Genomic DNA, 17499 nt, shown 5'->3' on the forward strand with positions numbered 1-17499 from the left:
CCGGCTTATCTTTTATCCGGAATTAGTTGACCACTACATACTTCACAAAAGTTCTTTAATTATTCGGCAGATTTCATCTGATGGCACAGCTGTCGTTTGATGGCTCCATGAAACCCTTATGGAACCATCAATTTGTTCTTGACTTAGTCCCATAGCTGATAGAACGTGCGATGGCGAATAGCTGCTAGAAGTGCAAGCCGAACCGTTAGACACTGCAACAATACCTTTTAACATAACCATTGCAGCTTCAGAGTTCACTCCTGGCACTGAAAAGTTCAACACATAAGGAGAGGTGTTGTTACCATTAAACTCAGCCTCTAAAGCTCTTAAGGAATCCATTAGTTTGGCTTTCAAACCTGCCACATGCTCACACCACTTTTGTGCATTATTTTGGGCTAACTCACAAGCCAATCCAAAACCGGCAATCAATGGAACCGCCAGTGTTCCAGGCCGGAGTCCTTTCTCTTGTCCTCCACCAAAATAAATTGGCTTCAACGGTGGCTTAATAAAACCACGTCTACGCATTATTAGCGCACCTATACCTTTGGGGGCAAACAGCTTATGTCCGCTAGCACTAATGAAGTCAATTCTTTGATTGTCGAGGTCAAAAGGATACTTACCGAAACTCTGAGCAGCATCTACATGCAAGTAAGCTTCATGCGAGGACAGGATCTGGCATATTTCCGTAATTGGTTGGATCGATCCAGTTTCATTATTGATGTGCATAATGGATACAAGACAGGTTTCATCCCGTAATGCAGCTTTAAGCTCATTAACATTTACCTGACCATCTTTACCAATATTCAAGTAGGTAACATCAAAGCCTTGTGTTTGAAGATGCTTTATCGGTTCAAGAACCGATTTATGCTCTATTTTTGTTGTGATGATATGTTTTTTATCATTTGCTTCAGCGAATTCACATAATCCCAAAATTGCAATGTTATTGCTCTCTGTTGCTCCGCTAGTAAAAATAACTTCTGCCTTGTCTACTTGAACCACATTAGCAACTTGGGTTCTTGCAAACTCAACCGCTTGTTTAGCGGCAATACCAAATTCATGGGTTCTACTACTCGAATTGCCAAAGTCATCAACCATCATTCTATAAACCAAATCAGCAACCTCCGGAAGGGCTGGTGTTGTTGCGTTGTAATCCAAGTAAATAGTCATAAAGAAGGTCAACTGTTTTTAAGGGGAGAACAAGACAAATTGGAATTTTATTGCTAGTATACTAGACATGTTTGTACATACAAGCATAAAATTCGTACGTACATAGTAGAATTCTATATTTCGGGACATAAACGTGAGCTCTATAACTTCAGGGATTTCATTTCCAGCAATTCGAGGTATTCAGGCTGGCAACGAATATTACATTGGTATGTGCCCGTTAAAAAGACTCAAAAAAGTTTTTACTTTTGACGAAAGTGCGCTACCTGTTGAAGCTAGAGCCCAGCGAACATTAAACCCCGAACGTATTCCTGAAATTACCAATTATATCCTGTCGCAACGAGAAGATTATGTTTTCTCAGCTATAACAGCGTGTATCGAAGGTTTTAGTCAATTCGCTGCGATTGGTGAAGACCAGCACGAAAGCAATATTGGTACTTTAATAATTGACTCTAATGCAGAGGTGTATATAACGGACGGGCAGCATAGAAATGCTGCAATTCTTGAAGCTTTGACCCAAGATCCAACTTTAGCAGACGAGGCTATATCAGTCGTATTTTTTGCAGATAAAACGCTCGAAGCACGCCAGAAGATTTTTAAAGATTTAAACTTATATCCAGTTAAAACAGATCGTTCTTTGGGTATTACTTACGACAACAAACCATCGGCTCTATTATCAAAAGAATTGATCTACGCTAACCCTGTGCTGCTAAAGCTTATCGATCTTGAGAAGAATAATCTAGGTCAGCGATCAAAAAAGCTTCTCACTCACAGTGCTTTCAATCGGGCAACAAAAGAGCTGTTCGATAAGGTAAACGCAGATAATTATAAAAAATTGATTCCTATCGCAGCGAGATACTGGGAAAGTGTATACGAAAATCTGGCAGAGTGGCAATTTGTATTTGAGAACAAACTATCTGCTAGCGATGCGCGCAAACACTCCATAAATGTTCATTCAGTAACAGTACAAGCATTAGGTATAGTTGGTAAGCATCTTTTACAAATAGATGATTGGGAATTTAAGCTACAGAAGCTTAAAGATATAAATTGGGATCGAAGCAACCGAGTTGACTGGGAAGGTAGATGTTTAGTAAATGGCGAAATGAGCAACAATTCAAGCAGAGCAAAGCTTACAGCCATCAAAATTAAGATCCTCTTAGGATTACCATTAAGTCAAAAAGAACAGCAAGACGAAGCAAAGTTATCAGGAGCTCGCGGTGGGAAGTGAGCAATCAGTTAAAACCTATTCCGCATTTAGTGATAAAGGCCTGAAAAGCACAATAGAAGTAGTTAAAGCTCACGTGAAGCAGCTATATCTATCGGATCAAATTCCTTGGGTAATTGGTTATAGTGGCGGAAAAGACTCAACCGCGATCTTACAGCTTATCTGGTACGCGCTACTCGATCTTAAGAAAGAAAATAAATGCCATAAAGATGTGCATGTCATTAGTACAGATACGTTAGTAGAAAACCCTATTGTTGCCATGTGGGTAGAGAAGTCGCTTGAGCGTATGAAAGAAGCTATGGAGCAGCAAAGTATACCGATTATTCCTCATCGCTTAACACCTGCGGTAAAAGATCGTTTCTGGGTCAACTTGATAGGAAAAGGTTATCCTGCTCCACGTTATAAATTTCGCTGGTGTACTGACAGGTTAAAAATATCACCTTCAAATACTTTCATTAATGGCCTTGTAGAGCAACGAGGCGAAGCTATCTTAGTGTTGGGTACTCGTAAAGCAGAGAGCGCGGCACGAGCTGCATCAATGGAGCATTACGAAAGTATCGAAACCAATACTCGCAGAGCTGATGGTTTGACCGCGAATGGTAGTTTAGATCGAGTATGGGTTTATACACCGATTGCAGAATGGACCAATGATGATGTGTGGGTGTATCTGAATTCAGTACCAAACCCTTGGAACTTCCCAAATCAAGATTTAATGGGGATGTATCAAGGCGCTACGGAGGGAGGCGAATGTCCATTGGTTATAGATAAAAGCACTCAAAGTTGTGGCGATAGCCGTTTTGGCTGTTATGTGTGCACTATGGTTTCCGAAGACAAATCAATGTCGGCCATGATCGCAAACGATGAAGAAAAAGAATGGATGTTACCTTTACTCGCCCTGAGAAACGAAATTGATGTTAACGATGCAAATAGAGACAAAAAGCTAGACAAGCTTAGACGTGATAAAAGCCGTCGCGATTTCCGGCGCATGAACGGCTCATTGACTGTCCATATATCAAAGTATGGTGCAGACATTGTACCAGGACCCTATATACAGCAATTTCGTGAAGAACTGTTAGAAAAGGTATTAAAAGCTCAACAAGCTGTGCAGCAGATTGGGCCTAAAGAGGTGAAGAATCTTGAATTACTTCCTTTGGAGGAATTAGAAGAAATTCGCCGTAATTGGTTGGAAGAAAAACTTGAAATTGAAGATAATTTGCCAGGAATATATGAGCGGATACTTGGTAAAGTCTATCCTGGGAAAAAACGGGCTCACCATCCTATTCTTAATAAGCAAGTATTGAATAAGTTAAAAAAAAGATGTGTGGAGCATGGTGATTTAGATGGTTTGATGTATCAACAAATTCGCTCAGTAATAGCCATTGCCAACAAACACAAAAATCAATTGCGTCGAGCTAACCTTGCCAATGAACTGAACGATAGCTTAGAAAAAGGGGCATTCTCTTCGCTAGAAGAGGCAAAAACATTCGCTTTAGAACGCAAGCGCCACGAACTACAAATTCAGCTAGATAACTTCCCGAATCTTTCACAGCAAGAAAAAGATAATTTTGCAGAACAAATAGCCATCATTACACGTTCGATTAAAGAACAAGGATACAGCTCATTGCTGATTGAAACAGAGGAAATCAGCGATGATTTTTAAAGAGCTCACCATTGAGAACTTCGGTATTTACCAAGGTGAACATGTTATTGATCTTCGAGTTAAAGATGGAAAACCAGTTGTTTTGTTTGGCGCGCTGAACGGTGGAGGTAAAACTACGTTTCTGGATGCCCTTCAGCTCGTATTGTATGGAAAGCATGCCAAGTGTTCGAATCGTACAGATATTGCTTATGGAACTTTTTTGGCAGGTTGCAAAAATCGTTACGCCGACAATGATGCTCCTGTTCGCCTATCATTATCCTTTAACCACCATATAGATAATCGCATCCGTGAATTTGAGGTGGAGCGCAGTTGGACGGTTAAAGGCCATACCGACCCCAAAGACAAGGTGAAAGTATGGTGTGACTATCAGTATGATGAACACCTTAGTGAATATTGGGATGAATTTGTAAATGAGTTTATTCCCCTTACTTTGTCAGATTTATTCTTTTTCGATGGCGAAAAAATTGAAAATCTCGCCCATCCTCAACGCTCTTCTGAACTGGTTAAAACCGGCATCGAGAATCTATTGGGGTTAGACTTGCTCGGTCAATTACAACTTGATCTAGGGCAACTAGAGAAGAAGCGTAGAAGCGGAAATGTTGACCAACGTGTAATGGCCAAGGTATCAATCTGCGAGGATGAAATGGGTCAGCACAATGTGGTTATCTCTGATCTAAAAAAAGATATTGCTGAATTAGAGCAACAGGCCAGTGATACCAACATTGCGATAAATAAGGCACGTCAGGCTGTTCGCAACGCTGGTGCGCATCTAATTGAAAAGCGAGATGAAATTAAGTTTGAATCGGGAGCTGTCGAGGCAAAGCTTAAACTGAACAAAGCTGAACAAGTTAAACTCGCTGCAGGTGTTGGTCCATTAGGGTTGATTACAGAACTCATCGAACAAACAAAAATGCAGATCAAACTGGAAACTGAAGCGCATCAAGCGAAAGTGCTGGATAAGGCAATTTCTGAATATGAAGAAAAAATTCTAGCAAGTCTTAAGGCTGCTAGCACGCCAATGGATGCGATCACAAAGGTTAATGGCACCATGACGGAGCTGGCGATAGAGCGTAAGAAGCTTGCCGGTATTGAATGTTATCTTAATGCTGACCTAAGTATTTTTAATGGACTAGATGAACGTATAGCAGAGGAGTCAAAGCAGAATAAGCAACTTAAGAAAGTGGAAGCTAATTTGCTTGAAAAACAGGCTTTTTTACAGAAGCAGCTAGATACCATTCCAGATTACGACTCCGTTCGGCATTTGCTAGCTGAACTGGCCGAATGTGAGGCCACTTTCAAGAACATACATGTGCGTTTGAAGCATAAACAGCAGTTATTAGAACAAGCTCAAACCAGGAGTAGTGTCCTGTCGCAACGATATACCAATTTATTGGCGCAGCAGAATAATGATACATTCGAACAAAAACGCGCTATCCAGGTCAGTGAGCATATTAAACAGCTCAAAGCCATGCTACAAGGCTTTTCTGAGCAATTAATTGCAGAAAATATAGAACGACTAGAAAAACTTGTGAAACAGAAATTCGATGCACTGGAACGCAAAGAGCAGTTAATAAGTGCATTGAGTATATCGCCTGTAAGCTTTGAAATAACGCTGTTTGACACTAAAAACCAATCACTCGAACCGAGTAAACTTTCCGCAGGTGAGCGTCAGTTACTGGCAATAGCTATTTTGTGGGGTCTCGCAGAAGCATCAGGCAAAGAGCTGCCGACAGTAATCGATACCCCGCTGGGACGTTTAGACGGCAAACACCGTACCAAACTGGTAAATAACTACTTCCCAAAAGCCGGACGACAAGTGATTTTGCTATCGACAGATGAAGAGATTATTGGCGACTATTATGAGCAATTAAAACCCACAATTAGTAGCGAATATAATATTAGTTACGACGAGCAAGCTAAGACATCCAGCTTTACCAAGGGATATTTCTAATTATGCAAGGCATCGATATTATCCGTTTATCAGAAAAACAGAAGCAGCAGCTAATTATCCTGAAACGTAAAACCGGGATCGAGAACTGGAATGTACTTTGCCGTTGGGCACTATGTATGTCGTTGGCAGACCCAACAGTACCACCGAAGGAGGACATTCCATCGGATAGCAATGTAGAGATGACTTGGAAAACTTTTGCAGGAGAATATTCCGATGTCTACCTCACGATTCTTGAACAACTTTACCAAAAGCAAAAAATAAATTTAGATAGCTTGGGCTTTTCTGACTTTATAAGAATCCACTTAAATCGTGGCATTTCTTTTCACATTAAATATACAAATTTGGATTTTATCTGCCAAAATTCAGAATAAAGCTCTCATTGTTCTTCCTGGCTAGATATCAAAGAGACTGAAATTAAGATGCTTCTGGGTAAAAAAGTATCAATCGCAAAGATTATGGATGTGTCACGCTCAGCTTTGCTGTATTTATCAGTTCACGTGAATTGAACTGACATTCGCAGTTTTTTATGTGGTAGCGTCGATAAATCCCGTGGAACTTTAGAGCCTTTTGTTTATTAGCACCCTTAGTATGCCTCATTGATCTTTAAAAGAGTCAGTATCGATTGTATAAATTTCATAATTGGCAGTTACTGTAACTCCTAAGTGGTTATTAATAAGTAACTTACTGAGTTTTCAGAATCAATGAGCACAACTTTCATTAACTGAGCCTTTGATGCTTCATCAACGGCTGTTTTTGTGAATGAGGAAGAAGTAATAAAAACACCTTTCCCTGCGCCCTTGGTATTCATGGCTCCAATGAATTTTTGCATTTCACTCTGGCTCACTGGAGAGTCTTTTTTATATCGCTTTGCCTGAAGGTATACTTTATCAAGTCCAAGCTGGTCGAGGAAAATAACCCATCAATACCTCTATCGTTTGGACCCCCCGTATGGAATCCTGATTTTTTATTATCCCAACCATAACCCATTTTTTGTAGCAATCTAATTACTAGTTTTTCGAAGAAACCATAATCAGAGTTATAAATAAAATCCATCATTTGGTTTTTTATTTGTAATAAATGCTCGCTATGGGAAGAATCAATAACTTCCTCTGGAAGCCGGTCATACTTCTCTGGTTCTTTATTACGGGTAGGTTTGGATTTGCCGTCCCAAAGAAAATACTTTGCAGCCTTTCCTTTTTCACCATCGGTGTAAAAATACTTAGTTGGACTAGCAGATGGGAAATCAACACCTACGGAGTGTTGGCGTAGCTTACTTCTCACTACTGATTGCGGATCTATAGCACCGAAGTCATATAAGTTATTCTTGACAATTTCATCATATATTTTTACAAAACCAAGGCCAGCTGGGTGCTGCTCCAATACCTTTTTGATTGCCTCAACTATAGTCACGAGCAATCTCCCAAAACGCTATATCACGCATCTTCGTTAGTTTTTTTTCACCATCGATATACAAGCTGTAGTGCTTATCAAGCTTACGGATGGTTTCCATCAAGTTCTCTTGATCGCCTTTATCATCAATATTGAAAATAGCTTTGATATCAGTATTTCGTATTTCTGCTACCCGATGAATTGCCCAAGTTAACACGTAGGCTGCATAATTATTTTCGCCCGTTTTGAAATGTGTGATGTCTTGAGTAGAAAGTACTATCCCTACACCATACTCGCGGCCTTCTTTGAGAATTTTTCGAAGGTTTGTGAAATTCTGCGACATAAAATTGTCCGCCTCATCTACCAAAATCAACTTTGTGATTTGTCGGTAGTCACCCTGAACGACTGGTTTGCCACGCTTCTGCATTTGAGAGTAGAAAAGGTCTAATGTCAGTGCAACAACCAAATTTTGTATCTCTGAAGGATAACCAGCTAATTCAATGACTGTGATTCCTTCAGTAAGCTCATAAAGACTTGTCATTTTCTCCGGCGTAGATTCAAAAATCTTAAATCGGGCTAATTTTGACAAAGCCGCATATAGAGAATCCTCTTCAACTTTTTCTTGAGCAATAAATAAAGCCCAAATGTCATCGATCGTAGGTGCAGGTCTGCTCCATGTGGATGAGTTTTCGGGTGAAATACCAGCCATTGAATAGGCTTCTAGAATCAAATTCTCGAGTTTAAGCTGCTGTTTCGGCCCCAAACCGTATGCTTTTGCCATGGTTTCAGAAAAGCCTGCTGCGGTGTGAATTGGCAGCATTGGAGTATCACCGAATAGACTAAGCGGGTTATACGGCAACTGGAATAGCTTGAATTTTTTTGCATTCGTTGCGTTGATGAAAGCATTATCAACGTAGTCTGACTTGTAATCAAAAATCAACATGCCAATCGAAGCAGCATTAACGTTATCGTGCTGGTTGCGATAAAGCTGAGTTACCATCGCCTTGGTAAACTGTGTTTTACCCGTCCCCATAGTACCGATGATACCTGTATTAGTGTTCATGAACTTAGCAGTGTTGGTGGGTTCCCAATACAGTGGCATTTCATTACGTGCATCGTGGCCTAACAGAACTCGCAAGGGTTCATTTGCATAAGGTTTCATGTTCGCCTTTGGTAGCTCATCTTGTGGTCGCAATAAGTACTCATTAGGAATATGAAAAAGCGTTTCACTTTTGGCATCCGCAAGCATGCTTTTTAAGGGGATTCTTATCAGCTCTCCAAGAACAGCTATTGGTAACTCGATTTTTAAGATTTCTTCCTCTTGAGTGAAATTCGCATCAAAGAAGGTTGGATCTTCAACATTAACGAATAAAAACCCTTCAGGATAATCTTGAAGAGTTCCTATTTGATACTCGCCTTTTAACCACCATTCGCGATTTTCTGTCAGCTCATCGAAATAATCGTGGGTGTAAAGATTATAAAGCTTGTATTTTTCAACCTGCATTAATACCTGTCGCGCAAACAAACCACGATAAAGCATTCCAGCCAAGTCATCCTTGCCGAGTAAGTCATCTGTAAGATAACGTTTCAGCTCTTTTGCTTGTTGGAATCCTTTACTATATATTTGACGTTTACCTGTTTTTACCTCAGCTGGCAGCAGATAAAGCTTATGGCCTTTAAAACCGGCAAAAAGCACATCATCAGAAATAGCGCCTTGCCTATAGCCTTGTACAGCTCTTGAGAAATCGGATTCGCTAATTTTTAAACCAATATTTCCGGCAACACGGATCATTTCAGCTATCGAAAGTGGAACCCAAGTAATATCAGAACCAGCAAGAAGACAATTCACATATTTATAAGCACCAATAATACCGCGTTTAGCTTTGCGTTCTGTATCCCGGTCAGTGATCATCTTCAATAGCCACTCGCCATTAAAAGCATTAAACTCTTCAATATGACCACCTTTTTCGTCACGCTCAAGGACTTTACGATAAAGATCCGTTTGTTTGGTTACGGTTATCGCATCATAATTTGTCGAATTGGTGTAATTATCAGAATAGTGAATCAAGACAACATCTTTCGAGGTCTCGAAGAAATCGAGTGTGACTTTAGGGTCAATAATACAGGTCCAAATAGAGCTGTCGTAGGAACGTTCTAATAATGACCTAAAGTTATCATTTACGGCCAAAGCTGTCGATTTAGCATGACCATGTTGTTCGTTTGTTTTTAATGCTGGTTTTAATAACCGGTTATATTGTTGTGCCAACCGCAGATGCGGTAAATTTATGATATCAATACCTTTTAAGCCAAAAGCTGTGAAATAACAGTCTTGCTTATTGGCTGCAGCTTCACCAGAAATTAGGCCATTGCATACTATGCCACTTAACTCTTGATCTGGATCAACATCGGTGCGCTCTACTCGTTGGTTATTTCGGAAGAAGCTGATATGAGCGTATTGTTGCGAACTTACCTTGCCGTTTTCATATTTGCTGTATGTCAGTCGAGTCCGCAGTAGATCAACTACCAGATCGGCATATTCTCTTGCTTTTCCTTTATCTAATTCGTAACGCTGCTTGATCTCTTCATGTTTTCCAAGCTCAGCAAAGCGATCAAACTCGTTATACTCTAGCTTATCGTCATATAGGCACACATGGATGTATGGCACCGTATCTTTTAGCTGTTTAACTAGATCAACTAGTCCCATGAATAAGTTATAGTTGTCGTGATTATTAACTGAGTTAATCAGCAGCTTTGCTTTAGGTCCACAACTAAATAACATGTTAAAGGCAGTTTGAAATTCTCCGATCTTTTCAGCAACTAACTTGCGAACAAAACTCAAGCTTGTTAGTTGTTGGGGCACCAATTGCAACCAGAAGTTATTATCTCTTTCAACCTGAACATAACTAAAGCCATGCCTTGGGTGATATATATAAGGCAACAAGCCTTGAGGATTGAGACGTTCCTTTGTGATTTTGGGTAATTCGGAAAAGCTTTGTTTGACTTCTTTATCTGCAGAAATCTGCTCAGCTAAATATAGATAGTATCCAAGTACAATAGGATGCAGTGACGTAATAAACTCTTTTGAATCAAATACTGCAAACCCTAACAACATTAGCTGCTTCTGTTTTTTTGTCAGTAGGTCATTGTATTTAATAACAGCTATAGCATCATTAAAAGCCGTTACTACATCCTTTACACACTGTTGATACTCGATATCCCAACCACTTATTGAAGGTAGTGTTTTGCGTTGCTGTAACTCGGAAAAGAAACGGCAATAGGCGGTTTGAAGCATCGGAAAAGCTGATAAGTGCGATGTTGAGATATTACGCTCAGGATCATCATGACGGTATAATAATTGCTCGCAAACAAGCTCATGCTCCCATTGCAGAATAGTTAGCCTACGAGCTTTTGGCGCAATCTCCTGGTTATCAAGTATTATCTTGTTTCTGGCTCGATTAAAAACGCCAAAATAGGATTTCTCAAATAAGCGGTTATAGCGTTCAGCATCCAAAAGAAGGGGTAGTGTAAGCGCGTCTGACGCAACAGCGCCCTCAACTTCAAAGTCCAATGTAAGGTTGTGAGTTTTAACTATAAAACTCAATTCAGAAGATTCATTGGCCAGAGTTTCGAAATTAACTATACCAATAATAGCTGTTTCGAACGTTTGTCCAATCTGTTCGAGTTCAGCTTCAGCGGTTTGCTCTGATATTTTTAGTATGTTCTCATCAGTTTGAAGCAAAAGACGTTTGCGCTTCGGAATCACCAAAAAGTTATTAGAAATTTCCGACACTAAAAAGTCACAGGCTGGAAGTACTAATACTTTAAAGCTGTAACACTCTACAGTTTTTTCTCGTCTTAATCTTATGCTGAAGTAAAGTGGGGATGAGACTTGTACGCATTTAAATTTTACTCTGCTTCGCTTACCACCCGAGTTATTAATACCGGATAGACAAACCTTCTGTTCTGACGTGTCTTTTATCTCAACTTCGCTTTTTTCTACTGTAGCACCGATAAATACCAGTTCAAACTCAGCATCTATCATTCCGGAGTCGAGATTCAGGATTAAATGTCGCTCTCGCTTGCCTGCTTTTGTAGCAGCTTTATCTCTGGATATTAGATTTATATTTGGTGGGCACTCTTCTGACTCGAGCTTTAAACCTGCGACACGATTTTTTGCCTGTTCCTGATAGCAAGCCGTAAACTCTAAATTGTTCTTCCACGATGTAAGATCCGCAAAATTGTTTTCAACAAAGCTCTGACCAAAATCGAGTTCTGCAAGTTTTTCGACAAGTTCATTTGGAAAACGCTCTGTGATCTCTGCGATACGGTCATGTAGTTGTTTATTCTCCTCTAGCCGTATTTGTATTTGTGCTTCATTATCGAATCTGATTAATTCAGAATCGAGTAAAAGTCCCAATTCACAAAACTTCAAATCACCATCAAGTAATGCTTTGTAAAGGCTATTAAAGCCAAAAACTGTACCTCCATTTTCTATAATTTGCTGATAGACTAAGCTCAGCAAGTGAGCTGAGATGTGACATTGTGTATTAAAAGGATTAATGAGTTTTTCTAACTCGATTCTAAGATTTGATGGATGCCAGATATAACCGTTTTGTGCAAGATCGTCCGCGGAATTAATAATGGTATCTAGCATGCTGTTATGTATGATTAACAACGCGGAATTCTGGAAATCATACTGCTGTGACGATACTTTATCTCGCAATCGTGATATGTAGTTTTCGGTATACCCATACAAAGAATTGCCGTGCAATACGCAGATCAACTTCACACCATTGAGCTCAACGAAAGGTAACTCTGTAGCCCCGTCCTGAATCTTACCCGCCTGTTGCCTTAACAAAGCCGAAAGTAACGATTCACTATTTTTGTTATCGGGTGATTTAAACTGATAACGAAATCCAGGTTTAAGATCCTTGCTACCCCATTTTTCGAGTTGCTCAACAAGAAAATCCTCAAACTGTTTTTCTGACATATACAGCATCTCCGCTATCACTCATGCGCTCAACATTTCCAATGCGCTCATAAAACTGTACAACTTCAGTTTGACTCTGCTTATCAAAAAATACTCCGCGACGCTCAAAGGCTTTAACTAATTCATTAAGCCGAAGCTTTTCATTCTCACCAATGACTAGATTTGTAAGTAGCAATAAATAATCCTGATTGAGTACCAGCGTAGCGCCTGCTGCCCCTCGATGTTGAATAAAATCAGAACACAGTAACTTTAATGTCGCTTTGGCAAAGTTCGCATTAATGTCGTCTTTGTCTTTGTTTCCAGTATCAAATTGATTTCTCGATAATCTTAATACCTGAGCCAATGCTTCACTGGCAGTCGCCTGATTTTGAACATTGTTGCTTGTTAACTGCCGTTCTTTAACAAAGCGGTATGAGAAATCATTCAATTGGTAAGTTGCTTCGTCCAACCCTTTTATACTTTCTGCTAATGCCCACAATGGCTTTACCACGTCGACCTTACCTTGCAACATCTCCGACATTGATAAATAAGGAAATAAGTAGTACACATGTTTCTGGAGCTGTTTATAGCCTTTGTCGTGAATTTCACGTCTTTCCTGACTAGCTTTTTCAATATCTAAAATCAAATAATTGGGAAGGTGCACTGGCTCTCCCTGATTCCACCTCAACAAATTATGTGCAAGCTGACTGGTATAAAGAAACCCGTAAAGTTTTAAGAAGGATTTGAAGTTTTCGAGTAAATAGCGTGGTTTGGTACTGAGAAATTTAAAGTCTTGTTTGAAGCAATCGGCCATAAATGGCAAAAAGATCTCTTCTCTCAGGTCATGACGTTTAATTTCACGCTCTGGCTTTAGAGCCTTGTTTAGAAATACGTCATATATTATTTGGTCGATAAAATTTAGTGTAATCGGTCTTAAATTAACAAAATTAGTGTCATCCAACATATTGGAGAACATTTTACCAACTCGTTGGTTATGTTTATTTTCTTCAGTCTGTTCACATTTAAACAATAAAAATTCTGGAGCAATATTTAATGTATTTGGATTATCAAAATACATCTTTTTTAAAACAAGCCAAAAAGCAGGATCATCTAATCGTTGTTTAAACTCGAATTCACACAGCTCAGTGAACTTGTCAAAGTCTTTATCTAATAGCTTCTTCCGATATACGTCAGAAATAACTATTCCCAGAATATTGTCCCAATCAAACTCTTTTCGTTCATCCTTTGTTCTGATGGGAAAATAGGTTGTGAGTTTGTTATTAGTAATTTGCAAATCTTTATTTAAATACACTTTTGTTCACCACTCACTTCTAACTCGGTACCATTACTTTCAGCATCATAAAGCTTGAAACGTTGCTGATCGTTTGTGATGAATAGTATTTTTGATTTTGATGCAATTTCATATAACTTATCTAATAACTCATCTAATAACACTACAGCATTTTTATCATGCTTATTGGGTTGATAACCTTCCACAATTCTAAGGAGCAGTTCTAACAAATTAATATTAATTGGGATCGGCTTCAAAGATTTTTCATCAACCTTTAAAAAAGCTAAGAAATGACTTACATTTTCTATTTCATTTGATGATTCACACTTTATGGCAACGTTATCTTGTTTAATGTCCAAATGCGCAGTTACCATATAACCACCACGCGACGCCAGCAAAAATTCATCTCTTCCTAAGTATGGGGTATTTTTATTGATGTATTTGCTGATTGCTGTCATCAGAACATCTCGGTAGAAGGGTCTTAGCTCTGCTTTGCTGTCAGTTTCTTTTGGCATTTTGTGTAGTCGCCATATGGTGGCATATGTATCCAACAAATTGTCTGAGAAATCAATCTTGAATTTTTTATGATAATTGTTACTAAGTTCCTCATTCTGGAGTAAGAAAAAAAAACGAATGTTGCTTTCAGGTGAGCTTAACTTGTGTAGATCCAAATTTCCCAAATTTAAAGTCAACTTGAATTTCTCAAACTCGGGCTCATTGATTCTGAGTTTTTGACTTAATACAAATTGATCAATTAATTTTGTTCTCTTTAAGGCAGGATCAAAATCAGCTATTTTTGCTACGATTTCATTGTCTTGGCATGTAAATATATTATCAAATAGATAGCCTGGGCCAGTAAAAAGATGATATACAAAATCGAGAAGTGCCCTTGCTGTTAAGAACTGGTCTTTCATCAATCGGGCTTTGAAAAGTAGTTCTACAACAATTTTTTGTATAGAAGACAATGAGAGTAAGTAATAATTTACACACAAACTCAAATCCACATCTGGATGCTGAAGTTCTTTGTCATAGTACTGGCGAATAATATTGTCATCATTTGCAGTAATACGTTTCAGTATTATTTCTGTAAAATCAGATGTGTAGCGATGAGATTCTAACTTGAATTTTGGATATTTTTCAAAATCAAAAAATACATATCCTTCAGCTTCTGTGGAATTTTCAAGATAATTACTAATTGCAGTTTTGGCTTTCTCATAATTACCTTCTTCAGCATAATTAGCAAGCATCCCAATATTTATTCCAATGACAAGCGCTTTATAACCGCTCTCATAGTCAGCGAATAACATATTTAAACGATCAATCGCAGTTTCTTTAGGACTTAAACTATGTGTGGCATCCAGATGGAAAAGGGCGATATTATCGAATTTCTTACTATATCTAGTTAGAATTTCAGATTTACCATCACCACTACTTCCACATAAAAAAATTATCTTCTTCTCGCCAACAGCTAAAGATTGCAGCTGTATTCGAAAATCAGATTCGATATCAGTTTCGACATAAAGATAGTCTTTAACCTTGTCGAGTTCGCTCGACAAGATTTTCTCACGATCAGTTTTTACTGCATATGGTGAGGATTTTGAGAGAACACTTAAGACATCACGAAGTCTCATATACAATCCTTTGTTATTAAGTAGTTTTGACTACTTCTTGGCGAATGGCAATTAAGTACTCATTCAAAATTTAATTTTGGTCCAAATGAATATATACATACACTTTTCATTCATAAGCAACGAACAACTTAATAACGCCATAGTCACTACTCTTACTGGGTTATGTCGTATTCATCATCAAGCAGCAAATTTGCTTATTCTAAGCATCTTTTAACAAGAAGGTAAAACTCACTATTGCTCAATACCAAAAGAATGTGCTCTCAAGTAAGCATAATATTGACCGGTAATGAGACAAGCAGAGTAATTGTAGCTACAAAACGTGGCTTCATAGTCCAATCTATATAGGAAATGCAATGTATTTAGCGGTCCTAAAAGCAATTCGTTGAGGATTTAAATCCTCCTGTGTCTTATAGTGAGTTTTTAGGCGACAAACACATAAAATGCTTAAAAGCTATTGATTCTTCATCTTATACCCTGCTAGATTACCACCCACTTCTTAAACTATTAATAGGGCATCCCGAGCTATGATCATTTCTGGTGTATGTCGGTATAAGAAAGCGGTGTAACCTGTTGGTAAAGATCTCGCCAGATCAACCAATAAAAAGGAAACACCGCAATGACAGATAATAATGTTTTAAAGCTGAATACACCAGATCATCCGTTACAGGAAGTACTACGGGAAGGAGCGCGTAAGATGCTGGCTAATGCCATTGAAGCGGAAGTGGCTGATTTCCTTAAGCAGCATAGCAGTTTAAAAACTGACGAAGGAAAACCGGCAGTGGTCAGGAATGGTTATCTGCCCGAACGAGCCATTCAAACGGGGCTTGGTGATATTGAAGTCAAAGTACCCAAGGTCCGTGATCGTTCAGGCTCTGGCATTAAATTTAACAGCAGCTTGATACCACCCTGAATCCCCCCGGGTTTGCAGGAGACTCTATTTCTTGAGAGGATAGAGTAATGAAAAAACAGATGAGATATTCGCCGGAAGTTCGTGAACGAGCAGTCCGGCTATTGCACGAACACCAGAAGGACTACGAATCGCAGTGGGCAGCGATATTATCCATAGCATCGAAGATTGGTTGTTCGCCGGAAACACTGCGTAGCTGGGTGCGCCAGTCAGAAACAGATCAAGGTATTCGAGGGGGATTATCCACAACTGACCGTGAGCGGCTCAAGGAATTGGAACGCGAGAATCGGGAATTAAAGCGTGCCAATGAGATATTACGAAAAGCATCAGCTTATTTTGCCCAGGCGGAACTCGACCGCCGGCAGAAATAAAGATGATGTTTATTGATCAGCACAGGAAACATTTTGGGGTCGAGTCGATCTGCAGACAAATACAGATTGCCCCGTCGAGTTATTATGAACACAAAGCACGAGAACGAGATTCTGACCGATCGCCCAATCGTATCAAGCGAGACAGAATACTCGAACGAGATATACAGCGGGTATGGGAAAGCAATTTTAGAGTCTATGGAGTCAACAAAGTATGGCGGCAGTTGATGCGCGAAGGTATTGAGGTTGCCCGTTGCACCGTTGAGCGGCTGATGAAGAGGCTTGGAATACGAGGCGTCAGGCGCGGCAAGAAGTGTTGGACTACGATTGCTGATGACTTGCTTGATCGACCAACAGATAAGGTGAATAGGCAATTTGTAGCCACGCGTCCCAACCAGCTTTGGGTTGCGGATATTACATTCGTAACAACCTGGACTGGATTTGTTTATGTAGCCTTCATAATCGATGTTTTTGCACGATTTATAGTTGGCTGGCGAGTCAGTCGATCACTACAAACCGAGTTGGTACTTGATGCCCTGGAACAAGCATTGTGGGCACGCCAAGATGTCAAAGGACTGATTCATCATAGTGATAGAGGAGGTCAATATCTGTCGATTCGCTACACCGAGCGCTTGATAGAGGCCAATATTGAAGCTTCTGTTGGAAGCGTCGGTGACTCTTATGATAATGCAATGGCTGAAAGTATTAACGGTTTATATAAGACAGAGGTCATTCGACGTCGCGGCCCATGGCGCAACATTGATGAGGTGGAATTTGCCACCCTGGAATGGGTTGACTGGTTCAATAATCGTCGACTGCTGGAGCCGATCGGCCATTGCCCAGAACCTGATCTGCGTATTGTTTCATAAACTCTGATAATTCCGCTTCAACGGCTTGCTCGATCAATTGCCGAGCCCCAGTTCTTAATAATTCAGTCAATGAAT

At 39.5% G+C, this 17499-nt stretch carries 11 protein-coding genes, 1 pseudogene and 1 other annotated feature; of the genes and pseudogenes, 6 read left to right on the forward strand and 6 right to left on the reverse strand.

Annotated elements, in window-relative coordinates:
* Positions 1-42: 42 nt before the first annotated feature.
* Complete coding sequence (gene dndA / locus ABF87_RS02350; protein ID WP_160827534.1) at positions 43-1167, reverse strand: cysteine desulfurase DndA; 1125 nt, start codon at positions 1165-1167, stop codon at positions 43-45.
* 133 nt (positions 1168-1300) lie between these two features.
* Here dndA and dndB point away from each other — a divergent pair, with 133 nt between their 5' ends.
* Genes dndB through dndE form a run of 4 tightly spaced genes read left to right on the forward strand, consistent with a single transcriptional unit; the run spans position 1301 to position 6371 of the window.
* The gene (dndB, locus tag ABF87_RS02355) at positions 1301-2392 is read left to right on the forward strand and encodes a DNA sulfur modification protein DndB (protein ID WP_160827535.1); all 1092 of its coding nucleotides are present in this window, start codon (positions 1301-1303) and stop codon (positions 2390-2392) included.
* The gene (dndC, locus tag ABF87_RS02360) at positions 2382-4049 is read left to right on the forward strand and encodes a DNA phosphorothioation system sulfurtransferase DndC (RefSeq protein ID WP_160827536.1); all 1668 of its coding nucleotides are present in this window, start codon (positions 2382-2384) and stop codon (positions 4047-4049) included. Before dndB ends, dndC begins: the two co-directional genes overlap by 11 nt.
* Positions 4039-6000, forward strand: a complete 1962-nt coding sequence (gene dndD / locus ABF87_RS02365; protein ID WP_160827537.1) for a DNA sulfur modification protein DndD — start codon at positions 4039-4041, stop codon at positions 5998-6000. The genes dndC and dndD overlap by 11 nt, the downstream gene beginning before the upstream one ends.
* 2 nt (positions 6001-6002) lie before the next feature.
* Complete coding sequence (gene dndE / locus ABF87_RS02370; protein ID WP_164503120.1) at positions 6003-6371, forward strand: DNA sulfur modification protein DndE; 369 nt, start codon at positions 6003-6005, stop codon at positions 6369-6371.
* 287 nt (positions 6372-6658) lie between these two features.
* Here dndE and ABF87_RS02375 read toward each other — a convergent pair whose 3' ends face one another.
* Genes ABF87_RS02375 through dptF form a run of 5 tightly spaced genes read right to left on the reverse strand, consistent with a single transcriptional unit; the run spans position 6659 to position 15280 of the window.
* Positions 6659-6913: a restriction endonuclease gene (locus ABF87_RS02375; protein ID WP_160827544.1), complete on the reverse strand. Its 255-nt coding sequence runs from the start codon at positions 6911-6913 to the stop codon at positions 6659-6661.
* The gene (locus ABF87_RS15380) at positions 6841-7410 is read right to left on the reverse strand and encodes a restriction endonuclease (protein ID WP_160827538.1); all 570 of its coding nucleotides are present in this window, start codon (positions 7408-7410) and stop codon (positions 6841-6843) included. Before ABF87_RS15380 ends, ABF87_RS02375 begins: the two co-directional genes overlap by 73 nt.
* A complete protein-coding gene (dptH, locus tag ABF87_RS02385; RefSeq protein ID WP_160827539.1) occupies positions 7397-12379 on the reverse strand; it encodes a DNA phosphorothioation-dependent restriction protein DptH in 4983 nt (1660 codons plus the stop codon). The genes ABF87_RS15380 and dptH overlap by 14 nt, the downstream gene beginning before the upstream one ends.
* Positions 12360-13670: a DNA phosphorothioation-dependent restriction protein DptG gene (gene dptG / locus ABF87_RS02390; RefSeq protein ID WP_160827540.1), complete on the reverse strand. Its 1311-nt coding sequence runs from the start codon at positions 13668-13670 to the stop codon at positions 12360-12362. Before dptG ends, dptH begins: the two co-directional genes overlap by 20 nt.
* Positions 13661-15280, reverse strand: a complete 1620-nt coding sequence (gene dptF, locus ABF87_RS02395) for a DNA phosphorothioation-dependent restriction protein DptF (protein ID WP_160827541.1) — start codon at positions 15278-15280, stop codon at positions 13661-13663. The genes dptG and dptF overlap by 10 nt, the downstream gene beginning before the upstream one ends.
* Positions 15281-15896: 616 nt before the next feature.
* Here dptF and ABF87_RS02400 point away from each other — a divergent pair.
* A pseudogene (locus ABF87_RS02400) lies at positions 15897-16187 on the forward strand (transposase); the annotation flags it as partial.
* Positions 16188-16237: 50 nt separating this feature from the next.
* A protein-coding gene (locus ABF87_RS02405) for an IS3 family transposase (RefSeq protein WP_160827542.1) occupies positions 16238-17424 on the forward strand; the annotation gives its coding sequence in 2 pieces (ribosomal slippage) (positions 16238-16523 and positions 16523-17424; 1188 coding nt in all).
* Positions 16516-16632 (forward strand) — a sequence feature (AL1L pseudoknot). (Overlaps the previous gene by 117 nt.)
* Positions 17425-17499 lie beyond the last annotated feature (75 nt).

It is taken from the genome of Nitrosomonas sp. JL21, from assembly GCF_009833095.1.
GTDB lineage: Bacteria > Pseudomonadota > Gammaproteobacteria > Burkholderiales > Nitrosomonadaceae > Nitrosomonas.

What these genes read in the sequence shown, in the direction of transcription:
- dndA (WP_160827534.1), bottom strand. Translation starts at nt 1,167, where the DNA reads ATGACTATTTACTTGGATTACAACGCAACAACACCAGCCCTTCCGGAG.
- dndD (WP_160827537.1), top strand. Translation starts at nt 4,039, where the DNA reads ATGATTTTTAAAGAGCTCACCATTGAGAACTTCGGTATTTACCAAGGT.
- dndE (WP_164503120.1), top strand. Translation starts at nt 6,003, where the DNA reads ATGCAAGGCATCGATATTATCCGTTTATCAGAAAAACAGAAGCAGCAG.
- dptH (WP_160827539.1), bottom strand. Translation starts at nt 12,379, where the DNA reads ATGTCAGAAAAACAGTTTGAGGATTTTCTTGTTGAGCAACTCGAAAAA.
- dptF (WP_160827541.1), bottom strand. Translation starts at nt 15,280, where the DNA reads ATGAGACTTCGTGATGTCTTAAGTGTTCTCTCAAAATCCTCACCATAT.